Annotated in this window: 9 protein-coding genes and 1 pseudogene; 4 read left to right on the top strand and 6 right to left on the bottom strand. The window is 64.7% G+C overall.

Translation table 11 applies throughout. From position 1 onward, the window contains the following. Window positions 1-24 precede the first annotated feature (24 nt). The 4 genes from A2J03_RS01220 (at window position 25) to mshC (ending at window position 3,458) form a co-directional block, all read left to right on the top strand. Window positions 25-705 (top strand): histidine phosphatase family protein, encoded by a 681-nt coding sequence (locus tag A2J03_RS01220; protein ID WP_068368612.1) that lies wholly within the window; start codon window positions 25-27, stop codon window positions 703-705. A 72-nt stretch (window positions 706-777) separates the two neighbouring features. After that, a complete protein-coding gene (locus A2J03_RS01215) occupies window positions 778-1,371 on the top strand; it encodes a DUF3090 domain-containing protein (protein ID WP_068368609.1) in 594 nt (197 codons plus the stop codon). A 35-nt stretch (window positions 1,372-1,406) separates the two neighbouring features. Next, window positions 1,407-2,192 carry an SCO1664 family protein gene (locus tag A2J03_RS01210; RefSeq protein WP_068368606.1) on the top strand — a complete coding sequence of 262 codons (786 nt, stop codon included), beginning with the start codon at window positions 1,407-1,409 and terminating at the stop codon, window positions 2,190-2,192. A 24-nt stretch (window positions 2,193-2,216) separates the two neighbouring features. Beyond that, window positions 2,217-3,458 (top strand): cysteine--1-D-myo-inosityl 2-amino-2-deoxy-alpha-D-glucopyranoside ligase, encoded by a 1,242-nt coding sequence (gene mshC, locus A2J03_RS01205; protein ID WP_068368604.1) that lies wholly within the window; start codon window positions 2,217-2,219, stop codon window positions 3,456-3,458. A 23-nt stretch (window positions 3,459-3,481) separates the two neighbouring features. Here mshC and A2J03_RS01200 read toward each other — a convergent pair whose 3' ends face one another. The 6 genes and pseudogenes from A2J03_RS01200 to A2J03_RS01175 form a co-directional block, all read right to left on the bottom strand. Next, window positions 3,482-4,711: a DUF2399 domain-containing protein gene (locus A2J03_RS01200; protein ID WP_231912314.1), complete on the bottom strand. Its 1,230-nt coding sequence runs from the start codon at window positions 4,709-4,711 to the stop codon at window positions 3,482-3,484. Then, window positions 4,701-8,891, bottom strand: coding sequence for a TIGR02680 family protein (locus A2J03_RS01195; protein ID WP_068368598.1), 4,191 nt, complete (start codon window positions 8,889-8,891; stop codon window positions 4,701-4,703). Before A2J03_RS01195 ends, A2J03_RS01200 begins: the two co-directional genes overlap by 11 nt. Beyond that, window positions 8,892-10,271, bottom strand: coding sequence for a TIGR02678 family protein (locus A2J03_RS01190; RefSeq protein ID WP_068368595.1), 1,380 nt, complete (start codon window positions 10,269-10,271; stop codon window positions 8,892-8,894). It abuts the gene before it with no gap. Beyond that, window positions 10,268-11,764, bottom strand: a complete 1,497-nt coding sequence (locus A2J03_RS01185; protein ID WP_331712349.1) for a TIGR02677 family protein — start codon at window positions 11,762-11,764, stop codon at window positions 10,268-10,270. Before A2J03_RS01185 ends, A2J03_RS01190 begins: the two co-directional genes overlap by 4 nt. Before the next feature lie 84 nt (window positions 11,765-11,848). After that, window positions 11,849-12,148: a Rieske (2Fe-2S) protein gene (locus A2J03_RS01180; protein ID WP_068368589.1), complete on the bottom strand. Its 300-nt coding sequence runs from the start codon at window positions 12,146-12,148 to the stop codon at window positions 11,849-11,851. Then, window positions 12,145-12,814 (bottom strand): annotated as a pseudogene (locus A2J03_RS01175) (NAD(P)/FAD-dependent oxidoreductase); the annotation flags it as partial. The gene A2J03_RS01180 and the pseudogene A2J03_RS01175, both read right to left, overlap by 4 nt.

The raw sequence follows: 12,814 nt of genomic DNA, 5'->3' as shown, positions 1-12,814 counted from the left end.
GAAGGCCGCTACTAGGGTGGTGTCATGACGGTGATCTTGCTGCGGCACGGCCGCTCGACTTCGAACACAGCAGGAACATTGGCGGGGCGGTCGCTCGGTGTCGAGCTGGATGACAAGGGACGCGAGCAGGCAGCGCACGTCGCCGATCGCCTGGGTTCGCTACCGATCGAAGAAGTTGTGCGTTCGCCCCTACAGCGATGCGAGCAGACGGTTCTGCCGTTGTCCGAACGGCGGGGATTGACTCCGATCGTCGACGACAGACTGGTCGAAGTCGACTACGGATCGTGGACCGGCCGAACCATCAAGGAACTTCTTGCGGAGCCGTTGTGGAAGGTTGTCCAGCAACACCCTTCGGCCGCAGTGTTTCCTGGCGGCGAGGGATTGGCGGCAGTACAGGCGAGGGCGGTGTCGGCAGTCCGTGAGCATGATGCTCGACTTGCCGAGGAGTACGGACGCGATGTGCTGTGGGTTGCGTGTTCGCACGGAGACGTCATCAAGTCGATCGTTGCCGACGCCGTCGGATGTCATCTGGATTCATTTCAGCGAATCGTGGCGGACCCGGCGTCGATCAGTGTGATCAGATACACCACCACCAGGCCGTTCGTAGTACGTACCAACGACACGGGACTGGACCTGTCGGGATTGGTGGCGGCGCCGGCTAAAGCCGAGTCCGACGCCGTCCCGGGCGGAGGTTCCGGGACGTAGCGCCGACATAGCGGATAATGGAACTTCGAGGGCCCGAAGCGGAGGGTCCTCGAAACGAATGCAGGAGGTGCAATGCCACGCGCAATACATGTTTTCCGCACCCCTGATCGATTTGTCGCGGGAACTGTGGGCGAGCCGGGCGACCGATCGTTCTTCCTCCAGGCGGTCCACGATGCCCGTGTGGTGTCGGTGGCTCTCGAGAAACAGCAGGTGCAGGTTCTCGCCGACAGGATGGGTCTGCTGTTGGAGGAAGTCCATCGTCGGTTCGGCGCGGATGTTCCTCCCGAGGAGACCGAGGTGGGCGACACCAGTCCTCTGCTGACCCCGATCGACACCGAATTCAGGGTCGGCACCATGGGGCTCGGTTGGGACGCCGATGCAGGTGCAGTGGTTGTGGAATTGTTGGCGGTGAGCGAGTCGGAAATCGACGAGTCCGTCGTCCTCGACGACACCGAGGAGGGTCCCGACGCGGTTCGGGTGTTCCTGACCCCGATTCAGGCACGAGAGTTCGCTCTGCGTTCGGAGCGGGTCATCGCAGCCGGACGCGCGCCGTGCCCGTTGTGCGGCCAACCGCTCACCCAGGACGGTCACATCTGCATACGCACCAACGGCTACCGGCGTGATGCGACCTTCGGGTCGGCGGCCGAACTCGGCGACGAGCTTTGACCGAAGGCCGGCCGCTGTTCGAGGGGCGGCACGCGATGGAGACAGGCGACCTCACGGTGGTCGGTCGAGTGGTGTCCGCAAGCAATGCGACGTTGGTATGTGAGGCAGCGGCCGGCGAGAACGACGCGACGGTACGATGCGTCTACAAGCCCGTCAGGGGAGAGGTACCGCTCTGGGATTTCCCGGACGGGACGCTGGCGGGCCGCGAAGTGGCATCGTACGAGATATCCAACGCGCTGGGATGGGACGTCATACCGACGACGATTCTGCGTGACGGCCCGTTCGGTCCAGGCATGGTGCAGCGGTGGATCGACACACCGGAGCGGCACGGTGAGCACGGCGATCGGGTGGATCTCGTCGACATCTGTCGACCGGACCTCGTTCCGTCCGGGTGGATCCCGGTGTTGGAGGCGTACGACGGTGAGGGCCAGGAAGTCGCCCTCATTCACGCCGACGACCCACGACTGCAGCGCATGGCCGTTCTCGACATTCTTCTCAACAACGCGGACCGCAAAGGTGGCCACGCCCTCGAAGGGCTCGACGGGTACGTCTACGGTGTCGATCACGGCATCTGTCTGCACCACGACGACAAACTACGGACCGTGCTGTGGGGTTGGGCAGGTACAGCCGTCGATGACGCTCTGATGGCAGACATCGCCGATTTCGTCGAGTCGTTCGCCGATCGGGTGGAGCCACGCGTGCGAGGCCACATCACCGAATCGGAGACGGACGCTTTGCTCGCACGTGCACGCGCGCTCGTGCAGAACCCCGTCATGCCGCAGCCGCGTTCCAGTAGGCCTATACCGTGGCCCGCCTTCTGATACCTCTCGGATAGGCTCGAGTGCATGCATTCCTGGTCCGATACAACCGTTCCGTCGATCCCTGGTCAGGGACCCCCGCTTCGGTTGTACGACACCGCTGATCGCCAAGTCAGGCCCGTCACGCCCGGCGCCGAAGCGAAGATGTACGTCTGCGGAATAACGCCGTACGACGCTACTCACCTCGGCCATGCAGCCACTTACCTCACCTTCGATCTGGTCAACCGCTTGTGGCGTGACGCCGGACACGATGTGCACTACGTCCAGAACGTGACCGACGTGGACGACCCGCTGTTCGAACGCGCGAACAGAGACGGCCAGAGCTGGATCACCCTCGGCAACCGCGAGATTCAACTGTTCCGGGAGGATATGGAAGCGCTCCGAATTCTTCCCCCGCGCGACTACATCGGTGCCGTCGAATCCGTCGACGAGGTCATCGAATTGGTGGAGAAGCTGATTGCGTCCGGTGCCGCGTACGTCGTCGACGATGCCGAGTTCCCCGATGTCTATTTTCGGGCCGACGCCAACGCGGCGTTCGGCTACGAATCCGGATACGACCGGGCGACGATGGACAAGTTCTTCGCCGAACGCGGAGGGGATCCGGACAGGGCAGGCAAGCGTGATTCGCTCGATGCGTTGTTGTGGCGTACCGAACGCGAGGGTGAGCCGTCGTGGCCCTCTCCGTTCGGCGCCGGCCGACCCGGCTGGCACATCGAATGTGCCGCGATCGCACTGAACCGTATCGGCACCGGCTTCGATATTCAGGGCGGTGGAAGTGACCTGATTTTCCCGCACCACGAGTTCTCCGCCGCACACGCCGAAGCGGCAACGGGTGGTGAGCGGTTCGCGCGGCACTACGTACACACGGGAATGATCGGTCTCGACGGCGAGAAGATGTCGAAGAGTCGCGGGAATCTGGTGTTCGTCTCGAAGCTACGGGCTGCAGGAGTAGACCCGTCGGCCGTCCGACTCGGTTTGCTGTCCGGGCATTATCGCCAGGACCGGGCGTGGACCGACGAGGTTCTCGAGCGCGCGCACACGCGGCTGGAGTTGTGGCGTGCTGCAGCTGCTCTCGATTCGGCTACCAATGCGGACGATGTGATCATGCGCCTGCGGCAGCACCTCGCCGATGATCTCGACACCCCGAAAGCACTCGATGCACTCGATGCGTGGGCCAGTTTCGCGGTTGAGCGTGGGGGATCGGACAGCGCTGCGCCCGGCGCGTTCGCCGATGCGGTCGACGCATTGCTCGGTATTCCGTTGCGCTGAAGTTCCAAGTCAGGCTGAGGTTTCTAGGTCAGGTCGCGCAACAAGTCCGGGATCGAGCGTTCCTCCATCACTGCGCGGCCCGACTCGTGCATCGCGACAGCGAGAGCTGGATCCCAGGGGCTCGCTGTCGGAAATCCTTTGAGCGGCTCGGAGTTCCGCGCGTCTAGAGCATGGAGGTAGGACTCGCTGTCCATGCGCCATGGCTTCGCACCGTAGCGTGCGATCGCACGCGAGGTCATGTGCAGTCCCGCCCAGTCGAAGTCGTTGCGCCAGTACACTTCTGTTCCCGGCCTCAGGCCCGACAGTAGCTTGTGTACCGCTGCCGAGGGCTGGCCGTCGGTGCAGACAATGCTCGCCGAGCCGGCAATCGACGTGCGCGCAGCCGCGGCGACGACGGCGATGTTCTCGCACACGAAGATCTTGTCGGCGGTGTTGGTGAGGGCTCCTCGTCCGAGCATGTCGAGCGTGAGAGGGAACGGTATTCCCTCCGCCGCTGCCTCGTTCAGCCACCTTCCCACGACGTGGTTCTCGGCGACACGGTAGCGGAGAACGACGACGCGGCTCGAGAGCGCGTCCACCGACACTCCCGCGGTTTCCCATAGCAACCGAATTCCGACCGGGTCGGCGGGGCGCGGTACTCCCTCGCGAAGCGACAATGCGTCGAGTACCAGTTTCGGTGCGCCGCCCGAGGACAGGGCCTTGGTATCACCGACTGCCAGTTCGGCGAGTTCGGTGAGCGAGAGTCCGTCGACGGGGAGAACGGCGAGTACGCGGGCGGCCGTTCGTAGCGAGTCGACGGCGACGCGACCGCCCAGTGTCCCGTCTTGGTTGAGCAAGGACGACAGCCATCTGTCCGCCCAGTCGCCGCGAGTGCCGTCAGCGAGAAGCGTTCGCGCCTCAGCGAGGGCACTGGCCTTGACCTCGGCCTTGTCAGCCGCCAAACGCTTCTTGTCCTGAAGCGGGGCATCGGCGTCGAGGGTGTCGAGCAGACCCAGCCCACCATTGAGCGGATGCGCGAGCCACTCGTCGAACCGCACCAGATCGAGTCGGGTGGACTTCGCGCGACTGTGCAGGCCCGCGTTGGATCGCGAGATCGCGCTGCACAGTCGCCACAGTTCCGGGGGATCACCGAGGTGAACGGTGATGTTCCCGCCGACCTTCAGCCAATTCGACTCCACCTTCTTGCGAGCAGCGGCCAGGAGCGCGTCGAGCTCGGCGGTGCCACGCCAGCCGGCCGTACGGTCATCGGACAAATTCGAGACCACCTTCTGCTCGGGTCGGCACCCGTCTGGTGAGCGGCGAACCCAACGCAGCCGCCAGGTCGGTGCCGTCGTGCTCGGCGAACAGCTCGCCGTTCTCCCACACCAACAATGCCGCACTGACCGTGTTCTCTGCCGTGGAATGCGCGAGATCGTAGTGAGCGCAACCGGGCACGTCGGAGTACGTGATCCACAGGTCGTAGCCGGTCATGAACAGATCGAGATCGAACTGCACACTGAGCCCGAGCAGCTCACTTCGTCCGTTGTCGTCGACGCCCGCGAACGCTTCGTCGAGAGCAAGCAGGCGAGGAGAGTGTGGATCAGCCGAGGACAGCATCACGTGCGCGGCCGCGAAGAGTGGGAGGTGCAGTGAGACCGATTGTTCGCCGCCCGAGAGCGCACTGTGCCTGGCCACGGTCAGACGATCCTCGGTGCCGTCACCACTGATGAGGTTGAACGAAAAGACCCGCCAACGGCGGTAGTCCAACGTCGACGCCAAGATCTCGGGATACGACCGTTCGGGGTGCGCGGCGCGCGCGATACGAATCTCCGACGCGAAATGCGCGCGCATGGACGCGAGGTCGTCGGCGCCGAGCGAGGACGCGTCGCGGTCGAGCAATTTCGAGACCTCACGAGCACCCTCCTCGAGGTTGTCCGCGAGTACCCAGTGAACCCCGATGGTGTTGCCCGAGGACATCTTTCGCTGCTTCATCTCCGATGCCATCTGCGCAATGAGCGCCCGTGCGTCGACCGTGCGTTCGTGGATCTGCTGAGCCAATCCGGTGAGCAACGCGTCCTCGAGGATGCGGCGTTCGTGTTCGGTCAGCAGTGTCTCCTGGTTGGAGCGTGCTTCACCGATCCGATCCGCGAACTCGCCGATCGACGAATAACCCTGTTCGTCCTGAACCCGCACGACTGTCAGGCCGTCGGGCGCATCCCACTGCAATCGGTAATCCTGCCCCGATGACGCGAGTTGTGAGTCGAACTCCTGCAGCGCACTCGTCAGAGCCGTTCGTGTGCCCTTGCGATACGACTCGCTCGCCTTGACCGAACTGGTGGCTTCGTCCAAAGCCGCATGCAGCCGATGCACCGCCGGGGGTAGCACCTCGATCTCCTCGTCGGGAGATGTCGCGTTCTGAATGCGGTACAGGATTTGTTCGACGCTGAGCCACGCCGACTCGCTCGACGGCCAGGAATACACGTCGGAGCCTTCGGAGTGGACCGTGGGCACACCGAGGATGGTGAGGAGATCCCGGCGCGCGTACGGCGCCAACCGGGCGGCGTCGCCGATGCCCTCGGTGAGCGCAGCGCGCAGGCCCTCCTGTGCCGTGTTGCACGCGCCCTCGGCTTTGCCGATGGCTTCACCGGCTTCCTTGTCCGCTTTCCGGGCTGCTCGCTGCTCGACCTTGCTCGCCTCGATCTTCTCGCGGGCCTTCTCGAGATCGGCGTTGATCTGCTCGGCGGTGGAGCCGAGCTTCTCGCTCAAGATCTCCAGACGCTTCACCTGCTGTAGATAGTTCTCCTCGGCTATCGCCGCTTCCTCGGCCAGCTCCTCGGCGAGCCCGGTCGTCTCCTCCAACCGGTTGAGCGCTTCGCGGCGACGTTCGGCCTCGCGCACATGCTCGCCCCGTCGACGAAGGACGAGCTCACCCTGGTTCTGGAAGTGCCGGATAGCGGCCGCGAGCGAGTCGATCTCGCGCGCCGAATGCGGCGTGCGGTGGGCGACCGCGGTGGTCCGCAGATGCTTCTCCTTCGCGGACAGCTCTGCGATCGCCTGGTCGAGTTCGCTCGAGGCCGCCGTTGCACCCGCTTGAGACGTCCGCAACGCTCCGGCGGACTCGGTGACAGCTTTTTGCGCCTTGATGATTGCGGACGCCCTCGGCAGCTGTTTGGCCGCCGCAGCAAGACCTCGAAGCAACTCCGCCGCTGCGCGTTCTTCTTCGCGTGCCGCAGTCGCCGACGCTTCCGTCGATTCGACGGAGGCATCCAGTTCGGCGATTCGGGCCGCACGGCGGCGTGCACGGGCGGTCGCGCCGATGTACTCGGCATCGGGTTTGACGTGACGCCCACGCTGGACTCCCTGCCAGTATCGACCGTCGACGCCGATCGAGGTCACCGCGTCGTCGGCGGGTCCCAACGCGATCGAAGCCAGCACGTCGCGGACCAGGGATTCGGGAACCCCGGTTCCCGGTTCGGGATCGAGAACGTCGGACAGGGTCCGGCCGGTCGGGCGTGCATCCTCTGGCGCGGGAACGAGGTACTGCTCGGACAGCATGGACTCGGGAACGTCCGTCGGTGATATCCAGCCGTCGAGGAGATTGGCTGCGTGGAGAGCGGATTCGACGCCCGCCGCTTCGGATGGATCGACGCCGTCGACGAATCGGACCAGTTTCCACAGTGGCGCGCCGTCGCGATCGTCACGGGTAGAAGTTCGTGCAGCGAACGGCGGGGGAGCGTCGTCGTGCTGGGCACTGACGAGGTTGCGTTCGGAGCGCATAGCGGCCAATTCTTCGGCCAGGGCGGACGCAGTGACACCTGCCTGGGTGCGTCGACTGCGGACGGACTCCAGTCCTTCGGCCGACGCGTCGGCGAGGACGGCGTCGAGGCTCGGCGCATCGTCTTCGCCGATGTGCGGCACCGCAGCGTCCAGGGCCTCGAACGCTGCCGCGGTGATGCCCGCGGCCAGGTAGCGAGCCGAGTTCTCGGACCACCACGACCGCAGAGCCGAACTGTATTGCGCGCGTGCAAGTTCCACGGAGGCTTCGGCCTCGATGACCGAGGCGCGAGCTGCCTCCAGGAGTTCGCGCGCGCGGGCCGCACTCTTGTCGGCACGGGCGCGTTCGGTAGACGCCTTCTCCACCGTCCCGAGAGCGTCGCGCACAGCGCGGACGTCGCCGTCGCGTTCTTCGGCGTGCCCTCTCAGCGCTGTACTGAACTGGTCGGTTCGCGCGCTCGCAGGCATCGAAGCCCACGCTATTCCGGCATCCTCCGCCGCGGTCTGTAGGTCGTCCTCGGCCCGGTTGAGTGCGGCGACCGCGTCCGCGAGCGCTGAATCGGCGCGGGCCGATTCGGTGGCACGCTTTTCGAGATCGGATTGCGCGCCTCGGGCGCGTTCGGATTGCTGGGCTGCCGAGACCTTCAGCTTCGCAGCCGATTCCGCGAGATCGTCGAGCTGTTGCTTGCCTTCGTACGCACTGGACCGCTGCAGTGTCTCGCGGTCCGCCACGGCCTGATCGAGAGCGCGTTCGGCGTCGTCGAAGCGCTTTTCCGCGGCCAGTCGCTCCTGCAGGCGCCGCTCCTTCAGCGCGGACGCGGCGAAGTGTGCGGTCGTGGCATGCGTGACGGCTTCGAGCCTGCGGGAGACTTGCTCCACATCCGAGCGGACCTGAACCCGAAGGTACTTCGAGTACACCCCGACGAAGTTCTTGGCCGCCTGGTCGGCTTGGGCAAGACCTTCCAAGGCCCGTCCCACTTCTTCCATGTCGCTGAACGAGCGCGCAGCCTCGAGCACCAATTGCTCGTCGAGCGGGCGCAAGCCGTCGGTCAGCGCCTGCGACAACCCTTTCGGGTCGAGGTTCTTCGCCAGTTGCGGTCGGCGCAAGGTCAGGATTAGATTGATCAGTTGGTCGTAGCGCTGCGCACCGAGGCCGAACATGCGGGCGTCGATCGCCGCCCGATAGTCGACCGGGCGGTCGGTCAGCGCATCCGTACCGAGCTGATCTGCCAATTGTTTCTTGGTGAGCGGACGGTCGTCGGACCCGAGCAGCGAGAAATCGACCCCGACTCGCCCGTCCGCGACGAAGTACCATCGCGTGACCTTGTCGTTCTGTCGGCTCGCCCGCATGCCGATACCGACGGTCACCGATTCCGGATCCTCGCGCGATCCCCGGCCGAATTCCATCCATACGTACGAGTGCGCGCTCTCCTGCCCACGGTAGAGCAAGTTCGACTTCATCGTGCGCTCTTCGCCGGCGAACGGATTGAGACGTCGCGGCTCGATTCGGCCGTCGAGGACGAACGGAAACAGCACCTCCAGCGCCTTCGTCTTTCCCGATCCGTTCGGACCACGCAGCACGAGACGTCCGTCGGCGAAGGAAAATTCCTGATCGCGGTAGTCCCAGAGATTGATGATCCCGGCTCGGGTGGGGCGGAAGCGCTGCGAATGTGCGGTCATCTAGTGCGTCTCTGTTTCTGTGTCCGGTGAAGTGCCGTCGAAGAGGGAGTTCTGAGGGGCGCGGTCGCGCACGCTGACCATCACGTCACGATAGCGAGCGATGGCAGGAAGAACGATGATTCCTCCGGATACGATGCTCACCAGTCGCAGTCGGTGGAGCATTGTCACCGCTCGTTCTCGCAGCCCGTCCGGATCTGCTTGCCACTGAGCGGCAAATGTTCGGCCGAATCGTTCTACCAAGTCGGCCACTGTTCCCCGAAGCCAACTGTTCTCGATGAACGGGTATGTAACGGAACCGATTCCGTCATCGACTCCGGTTGCTGCTATCGCGAATTCGGCAAGGTCGTCGAATATGCCGCCACCGGGGATTGCGCCGTCCAAGTGCTCGATCAGGTCCGCGTCACCGGGAATCGAGTGTCGCGTGAGCTCGGCAGCGTCGGGATCGACGACGCGATCGGAAATCTCGCCGGCGAGAAGGAGCGCCACCTGCGCAATGGTTCCGGTACTGGGAAAGCGTATGTCGGACAATCGTCCCGACGTGTCGATCAACGTGACCCCCTCGGCACGCCGTTCGGCAACGAGTCCCGTCAGCAGTTCGACGTCGATGACGGTCCGCTCGGCGGCCAACGCGGTCCGGCCGTCCTGATCCAGGTCGTCGAAGTACACGACGGGGCGCTCGATCAAGGCGCGCCGTACTTTTCGGAGCGTTTCCTTCGGGTTCGCCGGCTGGGAGGTCTCCTCGTCGTCGAGAGGTGCCTCCGCTCCGGCAAGCAGACCGGTGACCGAACGCAGGTGCTGTACAGCTCGGGGTGGTCTGAACATGGCAACGACCACGGACCGTTCGATGTCGTACAGAGCCTCGCCCGACGACGGGTTGTTGGCCCAACCACCCGCGTCGCCGTCGGCCAGCGAGATCGCACCGCGTGCAGCCAGCCACCCGACGGCGTCGACGAAGGCATCGCGGTCCGACGCCCGGTCGGCTTCGAGATCGACACCGTCGACCTGCCCGGCCTCGGCGGCAACATGATCGGCCAACTCGGAGAGGGTGATCTGGTTGCCTGCGCGGCCGAGTGCGGCCAACGCCAATGCAAGATAGGCGTAGCGTCGTCGGTCGAAAATGCGATCGGTCGCGGTACGCGCAGGTTGGGTCGGATCGAGGGCGTCGAGGACCGGGAACAACCGCGCGGTCGTCTCGGTCACTTCGAGGCGGTAGCCGAAGAGTTCGAGTAGGTCCTCGCGCAGTTCGGTCGCCCAGCGCCTCAGCAGCGGAAGGGCGATCCGGTCGGGATACGTCGAGGTCACCAGGTGATTCGCCAGTGCAACTCTGGCGGCACGTTGGTACGAATCGAGTGCAAGAGAGGGGATTTCGCGGGCTCTCATCGGCGAGTCACCTCGGCAACATCGAGCTGCAGGCGGTCCAGGTGCAGCCGTCCGCGAGAAGTCCGTACGACGGTGGAGGTGTCGCTGTCACTGAGCGTCAGCTTGACGCCGCTGTCGGAGCCGGTGGATCCCGACGTATGGCCGCTGACCCGAACCCGAGCGGTCAGAGCGGCATTGAGCAAGCTGAGCAGCACTTCGGTCTCCTGCTCGTTCAGCGTGCGGTCGTAGACACCTGTCGTGGCCAGCGATTGCGCGGCGGCACTACGGACGCGCTGTGCGTGCAACTGCTGCTCGCGTAGCCGACGGATTCCACCGTCATTGCGCTGAAGCCTCCCCGGTAGACCGGGCGATGGCGTTCGACCTGTTTCGGCCAACGTGCGTGAGATCTCGACGGGCGGAGCCTCCCACCAGGTTCGTGAGGTCGGAATGATATCGGCGTCCGGATGCACCATCGACAGATGCCGGGGGCGACCGAGTCCGAACACGGCGTGGAACAGGGCGTGGGCGCTGTCTTCGGTCGGGGTGTTCGCGAACCAACCCGCGAGGTGGCGAAGCTGACTCTCCCGTGAGACTCCGCCCTTGCGGGTTTCGGTGACCCGCCGCAACAGCGAAAGTACCGCCGCGATCGCACTCATCGTTCCCTCGCGAAGCCGTTCCGATTCGCTGAGTTCCGCCTCGGCGGCGACGAACCAGTGTGAGAGACCCGTCCATCGAGCGCGCCAATCGGCCTCACGCTCCGCAGTCGACAGGAACATTCGCTCGTCGCTGACCGCCGCCCGCTCGATCAGCTCCGATATCCCCGTCGACTCGACCACCGCGATCGCGTCGGCCAGTTTCGGCGCGTACCGCGTCAGATCGGAGCTGAACTCGCGCATGTGCGTGAGCAGGGCGTCCTTGTGGACGAGGAACGTCTCGGGGGTGATTTCCGTGGTGCGGACCAGGTCACCCAACACCAGGTAGAAGTGAGCGGCGCGGGTCGCCATCTCGGACAGGGTCGAGTCGAGACGGCTGAGTTTGCGATAGATGCGGTCGCCGTCGGCCTGTCGGTTGGCTTCGGCAAGTTCGTGCATGTCGGCGAGCAGCTCCGGCAGGACCAGTCGTGACAGCGATGCGTCGTCGAGTCGCGCACCGAGTACGTCCTCGACTGCTCGGAACGCCTTGTACCCCGCCTGGCTGAACTGATAGACGAAGTGCCGGTTTCGATACTCGGCCAGCGTTGCCGCCCGGGATCCGTCGTAGCTTCGCTCGAGAAGCTCCCATGCATGCAGTTGTTCGAGCAGGGGGGCAATCTCGGACGCGCTCAGCTCCAGCTCGGCGGGGCCGTTCTTGGCCAGCGTGTCCGCAATATCGGCGGCGTGCAGCAGCACCACATAGTTGGCCCGCGCGATGTCGAAGGCCCGCAGCACCCAGAGGTACTCGTTGTGCTTTTCGGCGACGGTGAACGCGAACAGCTTGAGGCGATCTTCCTGCAGAAACGCAGCTGCCGCACCCAGCCGTACGTTCTCACCCGATTCGCTCACTGGAACAGGGTAGGCGCCCACCGGGTACGAGTGAAAATGCAGCTGTGCGAGCAGCGATCACACCTCGATCGTCACCTTCCCGTCGACGACGGCTGCGGGGTAGGTCCGCACAGAGTCGATCCCGCTCGGACATGCCCCGGTATCGAGAGAGAACGTGTATTGATGCAGCGGACACATCACGATCGATCCGTCGATCTGACCGTCCGCCAGGGGACCGCCCTTGTGCGGGCAGACGGCATCCATCGCCCGGACCGTTCCGTCGGCGAGCAGGAACACCGCCACCTGCTTGCCGTCGACCACATACGCGCGGCCCTCGCCCGGCGTCAGATCCTCTAGTGCACCGACCGGAATGCTCATCGGACCGGCACCTGAGGCAGCGGCAACAGCGGCAGCGACGGGGTGAACTGAGCGGGCGACTTCTGCTCCACCCGGTCCTGCCATGGGTCCCGGTATCCGTCTACGGAGGTCTGCATGCGCTGCTCAAGTCCTTCCACGATTCCCTCGGCGTCCTCGATCAAGGTTCGTTGCAGCACCTCCAAGCCGATTCGGGGGACCCAGGCGTATGTGCGCTCCAGCCACTGGGCGCTCTCGCGGTAGTGCTGAATGAAGATCCCCGCGACCCGAAGTACCTCGTCACCGCCGACGACCGTCGCCAGCAGATCGCCCTTCCTGATGTGGGCCCCGGCGGCCCCGCCCACATAGATCTCCCACTTGTTCTCGCCGACCGACACGACACCGAAGTCCTTGCACAGAGCTTCGGAGCAATTTCGAGGGCATCCGGCGACCGCAAGCTTCAGCTTCGCCGGCGTCTCCAAACCTTGGAACCGTTCTTCGAGCGCGATACCGAGCGCTGTCGAATCACCGAGGCCGAAGCGGCAGAAGTCGCTTCCGACGCAGGTCTTCACGGTGCGCATGCTCTTGCCGTACGCGAAGCCGGACGGCATGTCGAGATCGCCCCACACCTTCGGAAGGTCTTCCTTCTTGATGCCGAGCAGATCGATGCGCTGTCCGCCGGTGACTTTG

The sequence above is a fragment of the Rhodococcus sp. EPR-157 genome, from assembly GCF_001647195.1.
Lineage (GTDB): Bacteria > Actinomycetota > Actinomycetes > Mycobacteriales > Mycobacteriaceae > Rhodococcoides.
Note: the sequence above shows the minus strand (reverse complement) of the source record. Positions and strands in the feature narration are given on the sequence as shown.